We start from the raw sequence: 20,142 nt of genomic DNA, 5'->3' as shown, positions 1-20,142 counted from the left end.
CCGCCGAACGAGGAGAAGAGAGACGCGCGGTCATCCCGGACAAGCCGCGACAGCGGCGCCGATCCGGGATCCATGCCGGAGCGTCCATAGGAATGGTTCAGGCATGGATCCCGGATCTCCCTTCGGTCGTCCGGGATGACGGCCACGCAACAGCCAAACTTCAGAGAGAAGATGAAGAGATCCGGCTAGAAGGCTGATAAATCAGCCTTCTGCCTGCTCCTCGCCCGGAGCCTCGTCGCCAGCCTCCTCACCGCTCTCGCCGTCGTCGTTGATGCACTCGACCGAGACGACCTTCTCGTCCTTGGCGGTGTTGAACACCGTCACACCCTGCGTCGAGCGCCCGGCGATGCGGATGCGGTTGTCCGGGCCGGCATCGACCGGCACGCGGATGACCTGGCCGCCATCGGTGACGAGCATGAGCTGGTCGGTATCAACAGCCGGGAACGAGGCGACGAGCTTGCCGTTCCGGTCGTTGACCACCATGGCGACGATGCCCTTGCCGCCGCGCCCGGTGACCCGGTACTCGAACGACGAGGTGCGCTTGCCGTAGCCCTTCTCCGAGATGGTCAGGATGAACTGCTCGGCCGCGCCCATGGCGGTGTACTTCTCGAGCCCGAGCTCGATATCGCCGGCGCTCTCCTCGGCATCGGCCTCGACAGGAGCCGCAGCCTCCGCACCTTCCTCGGCCTCGCCGGTCAGGGCGCGCCGTGCCGCCGCAGCGCGCTTGAGATAGGCGGCGCGCTCGTCGGGCGTGGCATCGAGATGGCGCAGGATCGCAAGCGAGATGACCTCGTCGTCCTTCGCCAGGTTGATGCCGCGCACGCCGGTCGAGTCGCGGCCCTTGAAGACGCGCACCTCCGGCACGGCGAAGCGGATGCACTGGCCGTCGGCGGTGGTCAGCAGCACGTCGTCATTCTCGGTGCAGATCTGCACGTCGACGATATGGTCGCCCTCGTCGAGCTTCATCGCGATCTTGCCGGCGCGGTTGACGTTGACGAAGTCGGAGAGCTTGTTGCGGCGCACCCCGCCCGAGGCGGTGGCGAACATCACATCGAGCGTCTCCCAGCTCGCCTCGTCCTCCGGCAGCGGCATGATGGTGGTGATGCGTTCGCCCTGCTCGATCGGCAGCATGTTGACCAGCGCCTTGCCGCGCGCGTTCGGCGCGGCCAGCGGCAGGCGCCAGACCTTCTCCTTGTAGACCTGGCCTTCCGAGGAGAAGAACAGCACGGGCGTGTGCGTGTTGGCCACGAACAGCCGCGCGACGAAATCCTCGTCCTTGGTCGCCATGCCGGAGCGGCCCTTGCCGCCGCGCCGCTGTGCCCGATAGGTCGAGAGCGGCACGCGCTTGATGTAGCCGCCATGCGAGACGGTGACGACCATGTCCTCGCGGGCGATCAGGTCCTCGTCGTCGAGGTCGGAGCCCCAGTCCTGGATCTCGGTGCGGCGCGGCGTTGCGAAGGCGGCCTTCACCTCGGCGAGCTCGGTCTTGACGATCGACTGGATGCGGGCGCGCGAGCGCAGAATGTCGAGATAGTCGGCGATCTCGGTGGCGAGCTTCTGCAGCTCGTCGCCGATCTCGTCGCGGCCCAGAGCGGTCAGGCGGGCAAGGCGCAGTTCGAGGATCGCCTTGGCCTGCGCATCTGAGAGGCGATAGGTGCCGTCCGCATTCATCGGATGGCGCGGATCGTCGACCAATGCGATCAGCGGGGCGATGTCTTCGGCCGGCCAGTCGCGCGCCATCAGCGCCTCATGCGCATCGGACGGCGTCGGCGCGGTGCGGATCAGGCGGATGACCTCGTCGATGTTCGCGACCGCCGTGGCGAGGCCGCAGAGCACATGGGCGCGCTCGCGGGCCTTGTTGAGCAGGTAGCGCGTGCGCCGCGAGACGACCTCCTCGCGGAACTCGACGAAGGCCGAGATGAAATCCTTGAGGTTGAGCACCTCCGGGCGGCCGCCATTGAGCGCCACCATATTGGCGCCGAAGGAGGTCTGCAGCGGGGTGAAGCGATAGAGCTGGTTCAGCACGACGTCGGCGACGGCGTCGCGCTTGACCTCGATGACGACGCGCACGCCCTCGCGGCTCGACTCGTCACGCAGGTCCGAGATGCCCTCGATGCGCTTCTCGCGCACGAGATCGGCGATCTTCTCGACCATCGTCGCCTTGTTCACCTGATAGGGAATCTCGGTGACGATGATCGCCTCGCGCTCCTTGCGCAGCTCCTCGATATGCGTCTTCGAGCGCATCACGATCGAGCCGCGGCCGGTGTGATAGGCCGAATGGATGCCGCTGCGGCCCATGATCGAGGCGCCGGTCGGGAAGTCGGGGCCGGGGACGATCTCGATCAGGCTGTCGATCGAGATCTCGGGGTCGTCGATATAGGCGACGCAGGCGTCGATGACCTCGCCGAGATTGTGCGGCGGGATGTTGGTCGCCATGCCGACGGCGATGCCGCCGGCGCCGTTGACGAGCAGGTTCGGATAGCGCGCCGGCAGGACCGTCGGCTCATGTTCCTTGCCGTCGTAGTTCGGCTGGAAGTCGACCGTTTCGAGGTCGAGATCCTCGAGCAGCGGCATCGCCGCCTTGTCGAGGCGCGCCTCGGTGTAACGGTCGGCAGCGGGTGAGTCGCCGTCCATCGAGCCGAAATTGCCCTGGCCGTCGATCAGCGGCAGGCGCAGCGAGAAGTCCTGCGCCATGCGCACCAGCGCGTCGTAGACCGCGAGGTTGCCGTGCGGATGGTATTTACCCATCGTGTCGCCGACGATGCGGGCGCATTTGGTGTAGGGCCGCTCGGGCAGGTTCTTGTTCTCGTGCATCGAGAACAGGATGCGCCGGTGCACGGGCTTCAGGCCGTCGCGGACATCGGGCAGAGCGCGGCTCACGATCACGCTCATGGCGTAATCGAGATAGCTCTTCTTCATCTCGTCGGTGATCGCGATCGGCTTGATGTCGCCGCCGAAATCCGGGGCGTCGTCGCGCTTGTCGTCGGTATCGTCGCTCAAGGAGAAATGTCCCGATTCTTAGATCTCGTCGCATTTCGACGAAATCGTCAAAATGCGAAAAACGTGATCGATTCTCATATCTTGGAGCATTGCTCCCGCGAAAAACCGGTTCCCACTTTTTCGCGCAATGCTCCAGTATTTTTCAGGCTTCTGGCTACCCGATTCCGGCCTTTCGCGCCAGCAAAAGCGGGCGCTGTCCAAGTAAAAAATATCCAAGCGATATCAATATGTTGTTGGCGATTTTTGCAGACGTCCACAGCTGCTGCCACAATCCCGCCTTTCTTGGCGGGTGACGGCGGGCGAAAGGCGTGGTGAAGTCGCCTCCGCATGTTCGTCGAATTTGTCACATCCGCCCTCGTCACGATGCTGGTGACGCTCGACCCGCCGGGTCTGGCGCCGATCTTCCTGTCGCTGACGCGCGGCATGTCGGCTGGGGAGCGGCGGCAGGTGGCAGTGCGCGCCTCGATCATCGCCTTCTGCATCATGGGCTTCTTCGGCGTGGCTGGCGATGTCGTGCTGAAGGCGCTCGGCGTCTCGCTGCCGGCCTTCCGCATCGCCGGCGGGCTTCTGCTGTTCTGGATCGCCTTCGAGATGGTGTTCGAGCGCCGCAACGAGCGCAAGCAGCAGACCGCCGACACGGCGATCACGCAGGACCACATCCGCAACGTCGCGGCCTTTCCGCTGGCGATCCCGCTGATGGCGGGGCCGGGAGCGCTCACGGCCATGATCCTGCTCGCCGGCCGTGCCGGCGGCGATCCGCTGCTGCTGATCGCCCTGGCGGTGATCTGCGGGCTGGTGATCCTGAGCTGCCTTGCCGTGTTCCTGGCTGCGACGCCGATTGCGACGCTGCTGGGCGTCACCGGCAATGTCGTGCTGACCCGGCTGCTCGGCGTGATCCTGGCGGCGCTTGCCGTGCAGTTCGTGATCGACGGGGTGAAGGCGGCGCTGCAGGCGGGATAGCCTCAGCCCGCTCTCCGCCCATCTCCGATCGCGTCGGCGCGTCGCCGTTAAGGCCTGCGAAGACGGTCTCGTCCTGAAGGGAAACAAAGAAGGCCCGGGGCCCATGTGGGAGCGGGCTTCGATACGCCGAACCGATGGCGCCGCCGCGCGGCGCAAGTAGCTCCATGATGTAAACGCTGTCGCGCGAATGCGACAGCGTGCTCACCCGCGCGGAACGCAGCGGCGCTCGCGCTCTGTCGACTGGCCGTGCCGGCCTCTGAGGCTTGGGTTCGTGCCGCCGGTCACCTCGAGAATTTGCCCTCGCGGACACCTTCCATTATCGACCAGCACCTTCTGGCCGGGGCGGATCTGTCCCTTGGCAGGTTCCCGGCTGTAAATCTGCTGGGCAGCCGAAGGCTCAGCCAGCAGCATGGTTGAAAGCGCAAACCCGAGAGCCCCAAGGCGTGTCATCGGCAGTCCCCCATTTTTGGCGAAGGTAGCATCGGCAACATTGCCGCGACAGTAGACAGAAAGTCGATTCTGCCCGTCGATGGCAGGCTGGTCCTCGCGCGGCCGTCGTGACGGTCGGCTTCCGATCGTGCTCGCCATCCGCATACCGGCGCGATCCGGCTTGTAGAGGCGATCGGCGTCGACTTCGGCACCCCACACGGCCGCTGCATCCTGGACGATCCCCAATAGGTCAGCCGACTTATCCCCGCCGCATCGCCGCCAGCCTATCATCCGACCGTCCCGTCCGACCAAGGGGGCTGTCGCGAGGCATCGTGCGGCCGGGCGGGATGCGGTGTCCGGGCTCGTCCGCCGTTGCTGGCTGGCGGGCCCGGAGGGGTTTCCCGCCGCCGGGCCGAACAGGCAGGCCCGGTGAGAGCTTGAGGCGGGAGGCACCGAAGAGAACCGCGCGCGGGGTTCGGGTGGGGCCGGTCGGCGCCGCATCGACATCGACATTCGACATCGACATTCGGCACGCGGCTTCCGTCGCGCGTCACCCGGACTCCGCGCATCCCCTCGGGATCGCAGTTTGAGAACCTCGCGGCGGAAGCCGGACGGGGCTTTCGGTGCGTGCGGTAGCGCCGGGCCGTCGCGAAGGCGGGCTCACAGGAAGGGGCTTGCCATAAACATAAGTGAATGCTTATGTGATGACATGGTCGAGAACGACATCTTCAAGGCTCTGGCCGACCCGACCCGCCGCGCGATCTTCGACAAGCTCGCCGCGGGCGGCATGAACGCCAGCGCATTGCGGCAGGGCATGGCGATCAGCCAGCCGGCGATGTCGCAGCATCTCTCGGTCCTGCGGGGAGCCGGCCTGGTTCGCGAGGAACGGCAGGGACGCTTCGTGAACTACGAGGTCGACCCGGAAGGGCTGGCGCTGATCGCGCAATGGCTGGCGAAATACCGCGCCTACTGGCCGGCGCGCATCGAGGCTCGCAGGGGCTTGCTGAAGGAGATGGACCAATGAACGGCGATGAAAGCCTGGAACCGTCCGGCCACCTCGTCTTCGAATTCCAGTTCGACGAACCGCCCGAGAAGCTCTGGCGCGCCATCAGCACCCCCGGCATCCGCGAGAACTGGCTGCCCGATGCGGATCTGGCCGATCCCGAGCCGAGCGTCGTCGCGCCGGGGGAGGCGCTTCGTTACCGGATACGCGATGGCGAGCCGCCCTTTCTCGAAAGCATTGTCACGTTCCGGATCGCGGCCAATCCGGGGGGCGGAGCCAGCCTGCAGGTGATCCACGAATGGCCGGGTGGCATCGGACGGCTCGCCCATCCGGCCAACGGCAATGATCCGCCGCTGATGCGCGCCGCCTGACGCGGCACGAGACCGCATTCCTTCACAGCATCGGACCGAAAAGTGGAATCCACTTTTCGGAAGAATCCGATGCGATAACAAATAGATAGATCGCTGCGCGTCCTGTCGGGCGCGCAGCGATCTAGAAACTCTGGAGTTCGCCGATGCGCGAAACGATGCAACTCGTCCCCATGGTCGTCGAGCAGTCCAGCCGCGGCGAGCGGTCCTTCGATATCTACTCGCGGCTGCTGCGGGAGCGGATCGTCTTCGTCAATGGCGAGGTCAACGACGCCATGAGCGCGCTGGTCTGCGCCCAGCTCCTGTTTCTCGAGGCGGAGAATCCGAAACGGCCGATCCACCTCTACATCAACTCGCCGGGCGGCGTCGTCACCAGCGGCTTCGCCATGTACGACACGATGCGCTACATCCGCGCGCCCGTGCACACGCTGTGCATGGGCACGGCGCGCTCGATGGGCTCGTTCCTGCTGATGGCGGGCGAGCCGGGCGAGCGCGCCGCGCTGCCCAATGCGAGCCTGCATGTCCACCAGCCGCTCGGCGGCTTTCAGGGGCAGGCCTCCGATGTCCTCATCCACGCCGAGGAGATGCAGCAGACCAAGCGCCGGCTGACGCGCCTCTACGCCGAGCATTGCGGGCGCAGCTACGAGGAGGTCGAGCAGACGCTCGACCGCGACCGGTTCATGACGGCCGAGCAGGCGCTGGAGTGGGGCCTGATCGACCGGATCATTCACAAGACGGAAGGCCCGCCAGATGCCTCCGCGCAGGTCTAGCCTGCCGATTTGCGGCCGGCCGTTTCGCCGTGTCCTTGGCGCGCTGACCGGATTCACGACGATCGGCCTGTGGCAGAAGCCGAACGGGGCTCTCGGCGCACGCCTCCGCCGCCAGCCGGAGCTCAATTCCGCAGGAGGATCGCCTCCCGCTCCGCGCGCGACGCGGCCATGCGGCGGCGGGCTTCGGCCACGATGGCGGGCGTCGCTTCCTCCGGCGTGCCGGATCGGAACGGCGGCGAGGGGGCATATTCCAGCGCGAGCTGGATCGTCTCGGCTTCGGCCTGGCTGGTCAAGGCCGCCACGACGGTCAGGCCGAAATCGATGCCGGAGGTGACGCCGCCGGCCGTGATGAGGTTCCCGTCCTGCACGACGCGCTCTTTGACGGGGATCGCGCCGAGATGGCCGAGGAAGTCATGCGCGTTCCAATGGGTGGTGGCGCGCTTGCCGGAGAGCAGGCCGGCGGCGCCGAGAACCAGGGAGCCAGTGCAGACGGAGGTGAGGTAACGCACCTGCGGCGCCCGTTGGCGCAGGAAGTCGAGCACCGCCTCGTCGTTAAGGAGTGCGTTGATGCCGCCTCCGCCCGGAATGCAGAGCACATCGAGGGGCGGGCAGTCCGCCAGCGTCGTCGTCGGTGTCAGAGGCAGGCCGGTCGCCGACTGCACCGGCGCCAGCGTTTTCCAGATGAGATCGACGCGGGTTCCGGGCAGCGAGGCGAAGACCTCGTAAGGCGCCGTGAGATCGAGCTGCTGAACGCCGGGAAAGACGAGAAGGCCGAAGCGAAATGACATGGCGAGACTCCTGATTGACAGGAGGACGGTAGCGGACCAGCCTTTGGCCGTTCTGTCAAACACCCCTCGCTTCATGCCAAAGACGCCGCGCCGCATCGAGATCCTGACTTTCCCGAAGGGGCAACTTCTCGACGTCACCGCACCGTTGCAGGTCTTCGCCACGGCCAACGATCTCGCCGCCGCCATGGCGAGAACGGGCTTGCCTTATGAGACACGGGTGGTGGCGGCCGAGCCCAATGTGACGACCTCGGCGGGTCTCGCGCTGGTGACGGAGCGGCTTTCCGGAGCTGACGAACCCGTCGACACGCTGATCGTCGCAGGCGGCTATGGCGTCCAGGCCGCATGCGACAGCCCGGTCCTTGTCGGATGGCTCAGCGAGCGGGCCGGTGCGGCACGGCGCGTCGCTTCCGTCTGCAGTGGCGCGTTTCTGCTGGCGACAGCCGGATTGCTGGATGGCAGGCGCGCCGTCACCCATTGGGGGCGCTGCGCCGAGTTCGCGGCGCGCTTTCCCGATGTCCGCCTCGATCCGGATCCGATCTTCATCCGCGACGGCAATGTCTGGACCTCGGCCGGGGTGACGGCGGGGATCGATCTTGCTCTCGCTCTGGTCGAAGCCGATCTCGGCCGCGAAACGGCGCTGGCGGTGGCGCGCCAGCTCGTTGTCTTCCTGAAGCGCCCGGGCGGGCAGTCCCAGTTCAGCACCACGCTCGCCCTGCAGGGGCGGGACGAGCGCTTCGACAGCCTGCATGCCTGGATTGTCGAGAACCTCCGCACCGACCTGTCGCTCGAGCGGCTGGCCGCCCGGGCGAATATGAGCCTGCGCAGTTTCGCCCGCCACTACCGGACGGCAACGGGCAGGACCCCGGCCCGTGCCGTGGAGGAGATCAGGATCGAGACGGCGCGCCACCTGCTGGATCAGGGGCACTCCGTCGCCCGCGTCGCCGGCCGCTGCGGCTTCGGCTCCGAGGAAACGCTGCGGCGCGCGTTCCTCAGGCGGCTCGGCACGACGCCGCAAGCCTATCGCGAGCGGTTCGCGGGATAGGCCGGAACCGCGCGCCGTCTTGACGAGACCGGCTCCTACTTCGCCAGGAAGGCCCGGATCGCGCCTTCCGCCTGCTTCATCGATATCACCCCGTCGAGATGACCGCGGACGCCATCGATGGTGACATGGGTGATGTCGCGCCCGGCATCCTTCGCCGCCTTCAGCGTGCGTTCCACCGCGTCCGGCGTGAAGACGAGGTCCTTCGGCTGGGTGATGTAGAGCATCGGCGCCCTGATCTTCGCCATGCCGTCGGCGAGCGAGGTGCCGCCGGCCGTGAAGAGCTGATTGGCCTTGATCAGGTAGAGGAAGTGGTTGGCGTCGGAGACTTTCGCCCGGGCCGCGCCGGCATTGTCGAGCACGCTCTGGACCTGGAACTTGTTGGCGAGCGCCTTGCCCGGTTCGTCGCCTTCCTTGGCGGGGCGGCGCCCGAAGGTGGCGTTCGCCCATTCCTGGTGGTTCGCCTGCAGCGTCACCGCGGTCAGCGCCTTGGCGAGGCCGGCAAGCGGGGGCGTCTTGCCGTAATAATCGCCGTTGTTCCAGTTGAGGTCGACCAGGATCGGCGCGGCCCAGACATCGAGCCAGCCGATCAGCATCGCATCGGCCTCGGCCGCGCCGATCACCGGCATCGCCTTGGCGACCATCTCGGGATGGCTCGCGGCCCATTCGAAGGTCTGGAGCGAACCCATGGAGGGGCCGGCAACCAGCGCAAGTTTTTTGATCCCAAGGCTTTCGACCAAAGCCTTCTGAACTTCGACGAAGTCGCGGACGGTGACGACGGGGAAGTCGAGTGCGTAGGGCTTGCCGGTATCGGGATTGACCGAGGCGGGTCCGGTGGTGGTCGTCTTCGGGTCGCCGGTGTTGAGGTTCACCAGCGTGTCGGAGGAGATGACGAAATACTTGTCGGTGTCGATCGCCTTGCCCGGGCCGATGATCGCGTCCCAATAGCCGGGCGCAGCATCCGAGGCCGCGTATTTGCCGGCGGCGTGCGAATTGCCCGAGAAGAAATGGCAGATCAGCACGGCATTGGACTTGTCGGCGTTGAGCGTGCCGTAGCTCTCCCAGCCGACGCGGACCTGTTTCAGCGTGCGCCCCGATTGGGTCGTGAAGCTCGGCAGCTCGAAGACCTTCTTCTCGGTCATCAGATCCTGTGCGTCGGCCATTCCCGCTGCAACCCATCCTGCAAGGGCGAGAACGCCCGTGATCCATCGCCTCATCACCGATTCCTCCCTCCGGCCGTCAGGCGGCCGCCGCCGCATCAGAGCGGATTTCCGCGCACGGCGGAAGCGGCTTCGCTCAGCGCATCGGACCGAAAAGTGGAATCCGTTTTTCGGATCGATCCGATGCTTAAACAAAGGGATAGATCGCCACTTTGTGCCTGATAGAACGCGCGGCGATCTGGAGCCTGCTGATTTTACGCGGAAACACGCCGTCATCCCGGGCTTGCCCCGGGATCCATCATAGAGCGCCGGCCTTACGATGGATTCCGGATCTACGCCGCTGACGCGGCTTGTCCGGAATGACGGTGAGGTTCCTCAACGCGCAGCGCCAACTGTCAACACAGCCTAGCGCGTCAGGAGAGACGGGAAGGAAGTGCCGCTGGCCGGGCTCAGGAAGGCCTCGGTCTCGAGCTCGAAGAACGGGGAGGCCACTGGCCCCTTGAGGCTGAAGGGCAGCTTCAGCTCGCTGGTCGGGGACGCCAGCGAGGCGGCCATGTCGAGGATGCGGGTGCGCAGCGAGGCGTTGCCGCTCAGGATGAAGCGATAGGCTTGCCCGCTCATCTGGGCGTCGGTCAGGACCAGCAGCCCACCGGCGACGCCGGCATTGGCCGTCAGGCTTTCGAACGGCGTCTTGCCCTGGCGCCAGTCGCGCAAGGCCTGGGCGGGGGCCCGCTCGGCGCGGCGCAGCAGGTCGACGAAGGCAATGCCGCCGAGCTCGCCCTGCTTGACCGATAGATTGGCACGTCCGACCAGAGAGCCGAGCAATTCGTCGAAGGTCCGGCCGGCACCGTCGAGCGCGAGTTGGAAGGTGCCGTTGCCGCTGAGCCGCGACAATTGCGGCAGGTCGCTGGACGCCTGCCCGAGGTTCACGCGCTCGAGGCCGGCCTGGAGCTTCACATCGACCCCGGCTGGCGCGCTGACCGCCAGGAGCCGCGTCTTGACGCTGCCGCCATAGGCGCTGGCCCGGAGCAACCCGGTCTCGAAGCGCCCCTTCTTGATCAGGAGATAGCTGGCGACGTCGTTGAGGCGGGCGCCGTTCAGCTTGGCGGCATCGACCGAGATTCTGAGATCGATCTCCCGCCCGGTCCAACCATCGAGGTCGAGCGGGCCGATATCGCCGGCGTCGATCGACGGGATCGGCAGGCGATTGACGAGGCGGCCGATGTCGAGCGTCGCCCCTGCCAGCGTGCCTGAGAGCGCGAAGCGTCCGGCTCCGGTTTCGGAGAGCTTGAGGACGCCGTCGAGGCGCTCGCCGTCGAGGCTGGCGATGGCGTTGTTGAAGGAGGCCTCATGCGGCTTGAGCTGGAGGTCGGCCGACAGCGTCAGGGCGCCGAGCGCCGCGGCCAGGCGCGATTCTTCGCCGAACCAGCGCAGCAGCTCCGGAACGGACGGGCTGGACAAGGCGAGAAGGCCGTTGATGACCGACTCGTCCGGTCCGGACCGCGTGCCGTCGAACCTGAGCTTCAAGAGCGGAGAGTTGGCCGAGAGCGCGGCCTTGGCGCTGCCGCCGACCATTGGCCAGCGCAGGCTCACATCGGTCGGGACGCCGCGCCAGGTCAGGGAGCCGGACAGTTCCAGCGGCTCGTTCAGGCTGCGCTCCTCGATGACGAGATGGAGGTCGCGGACCACGCTCTGGATCGCGCCGTTCGCGCGCAGGAAGAGCGAGCCGCCCTGGACCACGATCTTGCTCTGGCTGCGCAGCCGCTCGATCTCGGCCAGCGGTGCAGCAAGCCACTCCGTCACGCCGTCGCTGCCGGGCGCGACCGCCACGTCGATCTGCGGCGCGACGAGGTCGATCCTGTCGAAGCTGAGCCTGCCGATCAGCAGGGGCAGGAGGCGCAGATGCGCCCGTACGCGAACCGCTTCGCCCGAAAGCGCGCCGTCGCGCTGGCTGAAGCCGACATGGGACAGGCTGATGCGCGGAAAGGGCAGGAGCGCGATCTCGGCGCGCTCGACGGTCTTGACGACGAAGCCGGTCTTCTCCGCGATGGCGGCAACGGCGCTGCGCTGCACCCGCCCGAGCGCAAGGTCCCACGGCTGCAATCCGAGCAGGCCGATCAGGGCAACAAGGCTGAAGGCGAGGATCGCTGCGCGTCTGGTCATGGACTTCCGAATCAGCACCGGCCGAAAGTCAGCCAGCCCCCTGGCGGCGCATGGTGTAAGCCGATGTGGATGGCTTGTCGAGGCCGGGAAACCCGCTATCCCGCACGATTTGTGCCGGTTTTGGCCAGAAGCATGGCAGGATAGAGGCCGGCGAGGATGATCAGCAGGGCGGCGAGCGCCCCATCCTCGAAGACCCCGCGCGAGGCGTGGCCATAGACCACCGTCGCCAGCGTTTCGAGGTTGAGGGGGCGAAGCAGCAGCGTCGCGGGCAGCTCCTTCAGGCAATCGACGAAGACGAGCAGCGCCGCGCCCGCCACGGCCGGGCGCATCAGCGGCCAGTGGATCCGGCGCAGGATCTCGGGCTGGCCGGCGCCGAGCGCGCGCGCGGCATCGTCGATCCGCGGCGAGACGCGGCTGAGGCCGCTCTCCACGCCGGAGATGCCGATGGTGAGGAAGCGCACGACATAGGCGAGGACCAGCGCCGCGCCGGAGCCGATCAGCAGTAGGCCGGGTTTGATCCCGAACAGGGTCGTGATCGCGCTCGCCAGCACATTGTCGAGCGCGGCGACCGGGATCAGCAGCCCGAGTGCGAGCACGGTGCCGGGCACGGCGTAGCCCAGCGAAGCGAGGCGGGCGAGGGGCTTCAGCCAGGTTTCACGGCCGGCGCGGTTGGCCGTGGCGATACCGAGCCCCAGCAGCAGCACGATTGCGGAAGCCATGCCGGCGAGCACGAGGGCGTTGCCGAGCAGCCGCAGCAAGGCAGGGTCGAGCTGCGCGAGCAATCCGCGTCGCAGGATCTCGGCGGCGAGGTAGCCGATCGGCAGGATGGCGCCGAACAGGACGGGCAGGGCGCAGGCGATCGCCGCCAGGAGGGCTGCGCGAGGCCGCAGAGGCCGGCGTCCGAGCGGGCGCGGCTGCCGCACGGGCAGGGCGAAGCGACGCTGGCCGCGCAGCAGGGCTTCCGTCCAGATCAGCAGGAAGACGACGAGCAGCATCACGCAGGCGATCTGCGCCGCCCCGGGCAGCGAGCCCCGGTTGATCCAGGTGGTGTAGATCGAGAGGGTCAGCGAGCGGACGCCGAGATATTCGGTCGCGCCGATGTCGTTGAGCGTCTCGAGCAGGACGAGCGTCAACCCGGCGGCGAGCGCCGGCCGGGCGAGCGGCAGGCCGATGCGCCAGAACAACCGGCCGGGCGTGGCGCCGAGATTGCGGGCCGCCTCGACGATGGTCGCGCCCTGGATGCTGAAGAGCGCGCGCGTGCTGAGATAGACATAAGGGTAGAGGACGATCGCCATGATCGCGATCGCGCCGGGCAGGTTGCGCGGATCGGGGAACCAGTAGTCCCGCAGGGTGCGCCAGCCGGTGAGCGTCCTTAGCGCGCTCTGCAGCGGCCCCTGGAAGCCAAGGAATTCGACGTAGATATAGGCCGTCAGATAGGTAGGCAGCGCCAGTGGCAGCACGAGCAGCCAGTCGAAATGCCGCCTGCCGGGGAACTCGAACTGCGTGACCAGCCAGGCTGTCCCGACACCGAGAATGGCGCTGACGATACCAACCCCAGCCAGCAGCAAACCGGTCTGGACCAGTGCTGTCGGAAGCACATTGGCGGCAAGATGCGGCCAGATCTCCGCGGCCTGCGAGGAGGACAGGGCGGTCGCGACGAGCGCTGCGAGCGGCGCCAGAACGAGCCCGGCACCCACGAGCGACGCCAGTGCAAAACGCGTCGACGGCCGCCATGTGAATGGCGGCCGTCGCGAAGCGGTGAGCGGAGCGCTCAGGCTCAATTGTCGAAACCGACCTTGTCGACGAGATCGGCGGCGGCCTTGCGCTGCTTGGCGACCTCGGAGAGCGGCAGCTTGTCCGGCGTGACCGTGCCGAGCAGCTTCACCGCAGCGGAGTCGGTGACGGCGGTGTTGACCGGGAACTCGAAATTGCCGTTGGCGTAGAGGGCCTGCGCCTTCTCGCCGAGCATGTACTCGATCAACTTGACGGCGTTGTCCTTGTTCGGGGCGTTCTTGGCCAGCGCCGCGGCCGAGACGTTCACATGGGTGCCGCCATTGGCGAAGGTCGTCTTGAGCGGCTTGATCGCGTCGTACCAGCCCTTCTGCTCGTTCTTCGCCTGGCTCATCAGGCCGATGTAATAGGTGTTGATCACGGCGACGTCGCAGAGACCGGACTGGATGTCGCGCGCCACGTCGCGGTCGCCGCCGCCGGGCTTGCGGGCGGCGTTGGCACGCAGCGCCTTGAGATAGGCTTCGGCCTTTTCCGGCCCATTATGGGCGATATAGGCCGCGAAGAACGCGTTGTTGTAGGGGTGCTGGCCGGCGCGGATGCAGAACTTGCCCTTCCACTTCGGATCGGCGAGCTCTTCATAGGTGATCGCGTCCTGCGCGACGCGCTCCTTCGAGACGACGACGATGCGGGCGCGCTTGGTCAGCGTGACCCAGTTATTGTCCGGCCGCAGCTGCGCCGGGACGATCTTGTCCACGGCCTCAGACTTGATCGGCTGGGTGATGCCGGCATCGACCGCGGCATTGATCTCGCCGACATCGACCACGAGCATGACGTCGGCCGGGCTGTTGGCACCCTCGGCGCGGATGCGCTCCTGCAGGCCGTCCTTCAGGAAGACCGCATTGACCTTGATGCCGGTGTCCTTGGTGAAGGCTTCCAGCGCCGGGTTGAGCAAAGCGGGCTCGCGCGTGGAGTAGAGGTTGACCTCCTGGGCGAAGGCCGGCGCGGCAAGCAGGCAGGATGACAGCGCCAGGGCGTGGAGGTGCTTCTTCTTGATCATTCTTCCGCTCCGTCGGTTGGGGGGCGCCAAGGCCCGACGGGCGAGGGTTAAAGGGCCGCTGACACTGCTGTCAACGGAATCATCCTTTGAAATCAGCGTCTTGGATGAATTCTAGGCTGGCTCATATTTTGATGAATTCTAATCTTTTAGCCATGGCATTGGAATGGCGGGACGATTCCGCGCCGTGCGAGCCGGACCTCTTCCGCCTGAGCTATCCCGCGGCGTCAGCGTGACGCAGCCGTGATCGGGATCAGGCGCACGGCGACGCGTGTGGCGGGATCGAGCGAGCCGCGCAGCACGGCGTCGCTGGCCACTGTGTCGTCTTGCAGATACGCCTCCCGCACCCGCATCTGGCGCTGCAGGCTGCGCGCCTCCGCCTCCATGCGCGAAATGCCGACCCGTTCGTCGATCTGCTGGCGCTGGCCCGTGCTCAGCTCCGGCGCCGTGCGAAAGTCGCGGAAGTCGCGCCGGCTGTAGGGCCAGCTCGATCCGCCGGTGAAGGTCGAAACCTTGCCGTCGAGGACAACGCTGTCGCCGGGGCGCAGCGTGATGTCGCGCAACAGCGAGATGCGCCGCTCGCCGGCCTGGACGATGGCCGGTCGGCAGGCGGGGTCGGATGCCTTCTCGTGGCTATAGGCCATCGGCAGCGCCGCATAGCGCTGGCCGTCTGCGGCGACGGCGGCATCGATGCTGGTCGAGCCGGCAGAGGCGCGGAAGACCTTGACCGGAATGCCGGGATTCATCGCCTTGCAGAGGGCTTCGTGGGCGCTCAGGTCGCTAGCTGACCGCAGATGGCCGATCGGCGCATGGAAGCCGTCGCAGAGCCGCACGCAGAAGGTCTGGGCATTGTTCGCGGAAACCACGGCGGCGCCGGCCTCAGTCGGCTTGTGCGGGCGGGCTGCAACCTTCGTCGGGCTTTTCTTGAAGGGGTTGAGCGCGATCGGCGGGTGGGCGATGCGTCCGTCCGGCCGCATTTGCAGCAAGGGAAGGCGCCAGCCATTCGCGGGCGCATAGGCGGTCGGGCGGGTCGAGGCATAGGAGGCGCTCTGCGTCGGCGCGCGTGCAGCCCTGCGCGCCGCCTCCTCGAGGAAGAACGAACGGATGCCGGCGTCGTCCTCCGCCTGGACCAGCGAAGCCGTCACCACCATGCCGCCGCAGCCGACGGCGATGCCGAGCACGGTCGCCGCAGCCCAGCGGCCGGCACGCGAGCGGGCCGGAGCCTTGCTGACAGAGCCGACGTAACCAGCCTCGCCGCTGCGGGACACTGCCCGCACGGGGACCTCACGGACACGCAACATCGCGTCACTCCAACCTACGCTTGTTCACCGTCCGCCGCTGTTTGGGTGTAATTTACGTTTCGTTAAGATTCAACGTTTTCGCCGCGGCACGCTCCGCAAACGCCTGAAATGCTTAACGACAGGCAGGGAGGTGGCGGACGCGGGGGCGGTCAGATGACAGCGAGCAGAATGCCGAGCCACATGCCGAACAGGGCGATGATGCCGATCCCGTAGACCGCGCCGCGCACGGGCAGCCTGTTGGGGCCGATATGGATGAAGGTGTGGATGACGCGGGTCGCGACATAGAGCCAGGCCAGGAGCGCCATCGCATAGCCGGTGGCACCGACTTCCATCGCAAGCATGATCAGCGCGAAATAGACGACCGGCGTCTCGAACTGGTTCGAGAAATTCGCCGAGGCGAGCCGGGCCGGGACGGGGTAGCGCTCGGTCGAGACCGTCACATCTTCCGGCCGCACGGCGCCGGAGGTAAAGGCCTCCTTCCGGCGCAGCATCAGGATGACGCCGACGATGAAAATCCAGAGGATCAGGGCCAGCGTGGGGTAGACGAGCTTTAGGGTCATGATCGCAATCGCCTCGTCTCAGCGCTGGCCCGGATGATTCAGGCCAGTGCTGCACGAAGCCAGCACCGACTCAAGAGCGGGTCGGGTAGTTCGGGCTCTCGCGCACGATCGTCACGTCATGGACGTGGCTCTCGCGCAGGCCGGCGCTGGTGATGCGGATGAAGCGCGCCTTGGTCTGGTAGTCGGCGAGGTCCTTGCCGCCGACATAGCCCATGGCGGCGCGCAGGCCCCCGGCGAGCTGGTGGAGCACGCTCGAGACCGGGCCCTTATAGGCGACCTGGCCCTCGATGCCCTCCGGCACGAGCTTCAGCGCATCCTTGATGTCCTGCTGGAAGTAGCGATCGGCCGAGCCGCGCGCCATCGCGCCGACCGAGCCCATGCCGCGATAGGCCTTGTAGGAGCGGCCCTGGTACAGGAAGGTCTCGCCCGGCGTCTCGTCGGTGCCGGCGAGCAGCGAGCCGACCATGGCGCAGGAGGCGCCGGCGGCCAGCGCCTTGGCGAGATCGCCGGAATATTTGATGCCGCCATCGGCGATGATCGGGACGCCGGCCTTCGAGCCGGCTGAGGCCGCATCCATGATCGCGGTGAGCTGCGGCACGCCGACGCCCGCGACGATGCGGGTGGTGCAGATCGAGCCCGGGCCGATGCCGACCTTGATCGCGTCGGCGCCGGCATCGATCAGGGCCTGCGCCCCGCCGGCCGTGGCGACGTTGCCGGCGATGACCTGCACCGCGTTGGAGAGCTTCTTCACCCGGCTGACCGCGTCGAGCACCTTCGACGAGTGGCCATGCGCCGTATCGACGACGATGAGGTCGACACCGGCATCGATCAGCATCTCCGAGCGCTCGAAGCCCAGGTCGCCGGTCGTGGTCGCTGCGGCGACGAGCAGGCGCCCCTGCGCGTCCTTCGCGGCGTTCGGATGGGCGACCTGCTTCTCCATGTCCTTGACGGTGATCAGGCCGATGCAGCGGTAGTGATCATCGACGACGAGCAGCTTCTCGATGCGGAACTGGTGCAGCAGGCGCCGCGCCTCCTCCTGGCTCACGCCCTCGCGCACCGTGATCAGCCGCTCCTTGGTCATCAGCTCCGCAACGGGCTGGTCCGGGTTGGCGGCGAAGCGGACATCGCGGTTGGTCAGGATGCCGACGAGCTTGCCCTTGTGCCCCTGCGGGCCGCGCTCGACGACCGGGATGCCGGAGATGCCGTTCTGCTTCATCAGCGCCAGCGCATCGGCCAGCGTCTCGTCGGGGTGGATCGTGATCGGGTTGGCGATCATGCCCGACTCGAATTTCTTGACGAGCCGCACCTGCGCCGCCTGCTGGTCGGCTTCGAGGTTGCGGTGAATGACGCCCAGCCCGCCGGCCTGCGCCATGGCGATCGCCATGCGCGCTTCCGTCACGGTGTCCATCGCCGAGGCGATGATCGGCAGGTTGAGAGAGATCGATTTGGTGAGCTTGGTGCGGATATCGACATCCGCCGGCATGACCTCGGACGGGCCGGGCTCCAGCAGCACGTCGTCGAAGGTGAAACCGTCGCGAATCAGACCGTCAAGAGAAAGCGTCATCGTCAACTCCGACGCCGGGTGGAACCGGCTTTCCAGGGGGGCAGGGCGAGAAGCCCGATGCCGAGTTGACGAGGCCCGTTAGCACGCGCCCGACGGCTCCGCTAGTCCGTCGGGCGGGATTCTTTTGCAGTGCGGAAACGGCGTCGGCGCATGGCGGGCGCCGTTTCCGGCGATTGTTGCTCAGCGGCGTCCGCTCGCCGGAGCGGCGGGGGCCGCAGGCGCATCCGGCGCGACGCCGAAGCAACCCGCCGTGTAGATCGTCGTGCCGGCCGCATTCGCCATGCGCTGGCATTCGTTTTGATGCATGCAGTTGGTATAGCGCATGCTCTCCCCATAGCCTTGGGGAGCGGCCTTGAATTCGCAGCTCGCGCGCCAATCCGGCATCGGCGCCGCCGCAGCCGGCGGGGCCATTGCCGCGCCGTAGGTCAGGCCTGCGAGGACGGCTAGTCCGGCTAGCCGCACGCTTGCAGGCAATCGGCGCGAAAGAGCGGAAATATTCAAAATTGGGGTCATGTCAGCTTCTCCGGAGGTTACGACGCGCGCCCCTCACGCCGATCCGGGCTAGGCCGGACGGCACCAAGATGGTGGCTCCCGATCGCGCGCAGGAGTGCGGCGGGCGCATGGCGGATTTGTGTTGGAGCATGGGTCATAAGACCAGCGCATAGCGGAAGCGCGTAGCAATCGCGTCAAATCGCCGGAAATCGCAACTTCGCCTCTCCTCACGCCGAAACCCTCGCATTAATAACCTAGCTTATGATTTCAACGCCGCTCACATCCGTGTGAGTGCGGAAGGTTACCGCCTTGCAACGCGCCAAACTGCTTCCTCTCATCGTCGCCTGCGCGCTGTTCATGGAGAACACCGACTCGACCGTGATCGCGACCTCGCTGCCGGTGATCGCGAAGTCGCTGGGCGAGGATCCGATCGCGCTGAAGCTCGCTCTGACCTCCTATCTGGTGAGCCTCGCCGTCTTCATCCCGATCTCGGGCTGGATGGCCGATCGGTTCGGCGCCCGCACGATCTTCCGCTCGGCGCTCTGCGTCTTCATGCTCGGTTCGATCCTCTGTGCCGTATCGAGCTCGCTCGGCGCCTTCGTCGGCGCGCGCTTCGTTCAGGGCATGGGCGGGGCGATGATGGTCCCGGTCGGGCGCCTCGTCATCCTGCGCAGCGTCAGCAAGTCGGAGATCGTTGGCGCACTGGCCTATCTGACGGTCCCCGCCCTGGTCGGGCCGGTGGTCGGGCCGCCGCTCGGCGGCTTCATCACCACCTATTTCGACTGGCGCTGGATCTTCTTCATCAACATTCCCATCGGCTTCGTCGGCATCGTGCTGTCGAGCCTGTTCTTCGAGGATATTCGCGAGGAGGATGTCGCGCCGCTGGATGTGAAGGGCTTCCTGCTGTCCTCCTTCGGCTTCGCCAGCCTGATGCTGGGCCTGGCGACCGGCGGCCGGCATCTGGTGCCTACATTCGTTTCCTATGGCTGTGTGCTGGCCGGCGCGGCGGCGCTGGCGGCCTATTGGTTCCACGCCCGCCGGGTGCCCTATCCGGTGCTCAACCTGTCGCTGTTCCGGATCCCGACCTTCCGGATCGGCGTTGTCGGCGGCTCGATCTTCCGCACCGGCATCGGCGCGATCCCTTTCCTGCTGCCGCTGATGCTGCAGCTCGGCTTCGGGCTCGATGCCTTGCAGTCAGGCCTGATCACCTTCGTTTCGGCGGCCGGCGCACTGATCATGAAGACGCTGGCGAGGACCATCCTGGCGCGCTACGGCTTCCGCCGCGTGCTTGCCGTCAATGCCGTGGTCGGCGCGGCCTTCCTCGCGGCCTCCGGCCTGTTCACCCCGACCACGCCGCATGCGATCATGCTCTCCGTGCTGCTGGTCGGCGGCTGCTTCCGCTCGCTGCAGTTCACCGGCATCAACGCGTTGAGCTACGCCGACGTCTCCAATCGCGAGATGTCGAGCGCGACGAGCCTGTCGAGCGTCGCCCAGCAGCTCTCGCTCAGCATGGGCGTGACTATCGGCGCCTTCGTGCTGGAGGCCGCCAACACCTTCAATGGCGGCAAGGCGCTCGCTGCCGGCGATTTCTGGCCGGCCTTCGCCATCGTCGGGCTGGTGTCGGCGTCCTCGGTCCTCTGGATGGCGCAGCTTGCGCCCGATGCCGGCGCCGAAGTTTCGGGCCATGTTCCGGTCAGCGCGCGCAAGGTCACGGCCGAGGCGCTCGCTGATCAGAAGCCGCTGGAGTAGCGTCTGATCGT

At 66.8% G+C, this 20,142-nt stretch carries 17 protein-coding genes; 6 read left to right on the top strand and 11 right to left on the bottom strand.

Going from position 1 to position 20,142, the window contains the following annotated elements:
- Positions 1–201 precede the first annotated feature (201 nt).
- Complete coding sequence (gene gyrA / locus FQV39_RS04385) at positions 202–3,000, bottom strand: DNA gyrase subunit A (protein WP_282570196.1); 2,799 nt, start codon at positions 2,998–3,000, stop codon at positions 202–204.
- 327 nt (positions 3,001–3,327) lie between these two features.
- Here gyrA and FQV39_RS04380 point away from each other — a divergent pair, with 327 nt between their 5' ends.
- On the top strand, positions 3,328–3,960 hold the full coding sequence (locus FQV39_RS04380) for a MarC family protein (RefSeq protein WP_149129194.1): 633 nt from the start codon (positions 3,328–3,330) through the stop codon (positions 3,958–3,960).
- A gap of 201 nt (positions 3,961–4,161) precedes the next feature.
- On the opposite strand, the gene FQV39_RS33025 is transcribed toward FQV39_RS04380, so the two are convergent.
- Positions 4,162–4,608: a DUF6719 family protein gene (locus FQV39_RS33025; RefSeq protein ID WP_187640166.1), complete on the bottom strand. Its 447-nt coding sequence runs from the start codon at positions 4,606–4,608 to the stop codon at positions 4,162–4,164.
- A gap of 490 nt (positions 4,609–5,098) precedes the next feature.
- Here FQV39_RS33025 and FQV39_RS04370 point away from each other — a divergent pair, with 490 nt between their 5' ends.
- From FQV39_RS04370 to FQV39_RS04360, 3 genes are all read left to right on the top strand, one after another.
- Complete coding sequence (locus FQV39_RS04370) at positions 5,099–5,413, top strand: ArsR/SmtB family transcription factor (RefSeq protein ID WP_149129193.1); 315 nt, start codon at positions 5,099–5,101, stop codon at positions 5,411–5,413.
- On the top strand, positions 5,410–5,763 hold the full coding sequence (locus FQV39_RS04365; RefSeq protein ID WP_149129192.1) for an SRPBCC family protein: 354 nt from the start codon (positions 5,410–5,412) through the stop codon (positions 5,761–5,763). The genes FQV39_RS04370 and FQV39_RS04365 overlap by 4 nt, the downstream gene beginning before the upstream one ends.
- A 143-nt stretch (positions 5,764–5,906) precedes the next feature.
- Positions 5,907–6,530, top strand: coding sequence for an ATP-dependent Clp protease proteolytic subunit (locus FQV39_RS04360; protein ID WP_149129191.1), 624 nt, complete (start codon positions 5,907–5,909; stop codon positions 6,528–6,530).
- 122 nt (positions 6,531–6,652) lie between these two features.
- Here the strand turns inward: FQV39_RS04360 and FQV39_RS04355 are convergent, their stop codons facing one another.
- Positions 6,653–7,318 (bottom strand): DJ-1/PfpI family protein, encoded by a 666-nt coding sequence (locus tag FQV39_RS04355; RefSeq protein WP_149129190.1) that lies wholly within the window; start codon positions 7,316–7,318, stop codon positions 6,653–6,655.
- A gap of 73 nt (positions 7,319–7,391) precedes the next feature.
- Here FQV39_RS04355 and FQV39_RS04350 point away from each other — a divergent pair, with 73 nt between their 5' ends.
- Positions 7,392–8,360 (top strand): GlxA family transcriptional regulator, encoded by a 969-nt coding sequence (locus FQV39_RS04350; protein WP_149133648.1) that lies wholly within the window; start codon positions 7,392–7,394, stop codon positions 8,358–8,360.
- Between the two features lie 35 nt (positions 8,361–8,395).
- Here the strand turns inward: FQV39_RS04350 and FQV39_RS04345 are convergent, their stop codons facing one another.
- The 8 genes from FQV39_RS04345 to FQV39_RS04310 form a co-directional block, all read right to left on the bottom strand.
- On the bottom strand, positions 8,396–9,520 hold the full coding sequence (locus FQV39_RS04345) for an E22 family MetX-like putative esterase (RefSeq protein ID WP_248313239.1): 1,125 nt from the start codon (positions 9,518–9,520) through the stop codon (positions 8,396–8,398).
- Between the two features lie 402 nt (positions 9,521–9,922).
- Entirely contained in the window at positions 9,923–11,680 is a 1,758-nt protein-coding gene (locus FQV39_RS04340; RefSeq protein WP_149129188.1) for an AsmA family protein, read from the bottom strand.
- A gap of 95 nt (positions 11,681–11,775) precedes the next feature.
- Complete coding sequence (locus FQV39_RS04335; RefSeq protein ID WP_248313238.1) at positions 11,776–13,377, bottom strand: ABC transporter permease; 1,602 nt, start codon at positions 13,375–13,377, stop codon at positions 11,776–11,778.
- A gap of 80 nt (positions 13,378–13,457) precedes the next feature.
- Complete coding sequence (locus FQV39_RS04330) at positions 13,458–14,468, bottom strand: extracellular solute-binding protein (RefSeq protein ID WP_149129186.1); 1,011 nt, start codon at positions 14,466–14,468, stop codon at positions 13,458–13,460.
- Between the two features lie 224 nt (positions 14,469–14,692).
- A complete protein-coding gene (locus FQV39_RS04325; protein WP_149129185.1) occupies positions 14,693–15,766 on the bottom strand; it encodes a DUF2865 domain-containing protein in 1,074 nt (357 codons plus the stop codon).
- 149 nt (positions 15,767–15,915) lie between these two features.
- On the bottom strand, positions 15,916–16,326 hold the full coding sequence (locus FQV39_RS04320) for an MAPEG family protein (RefSeq protein ID WP_149129184.1): 411 nt from the start codon (positions 16,324–16,326) through the stop codon (positions 15,916–15,918).
- Between the two features lie 70 nt (positions 16,327–16,396).
- Positions 16,397–17,890: an IMP dehydrogenase gene (guaB, locus tag FQV39_RS04315; RefSeq protein ID WP_149129183.1), complete on the bottom strand. Its 1,494-nt coding sequence runs from the start codon at positions 17,888–17,890 to the stop codon at positions 16,397–16,399.
- A 180-nt stretch (positions 17,891–18,070) separates the two neighbouring features.
- Positions 18,071–18,403: a hypothetical protein gene (locus tag FQV39_RS04310; RefSeq protein ID WP_149129182.1), complete on the bottom strand. Its 333-nt coding sequence runs from the start codon at positions 18,401–18,403 to the stop codon at positions 18,071–18,073.
- A gap of 288 nt (positions 18,404–18,691) precedes the next feature.
- Between FQV39_RS04310 and FQV39_RS04305 the strand changes: the two genes are divergently transcribed.
- Positions 18,692–20,131, top strand: coding sequence for an MFS transporter (locus FQV39_RS04305; RefSeq protein ID WP_149129181.1), 1,440 nt, complete (start codon positions 18,692–18,694; stop codon positions 20,129–20,131).
- The last annotated feature ends 11 nt before the right edge of the window (positions 20,132–20,142 follow it).

Source organism: Bosea sp. F3-2 (genome assembly GCF_008253865.1).
GTDB lineage: Bacteria > Pseudomonadota > Alphaproteobacteria > Rhizobiales > Beijerinckiaceae > Allobosea.
This window is presented reverse-complemented; position numbering and strand designations above follow the sequence as displayed.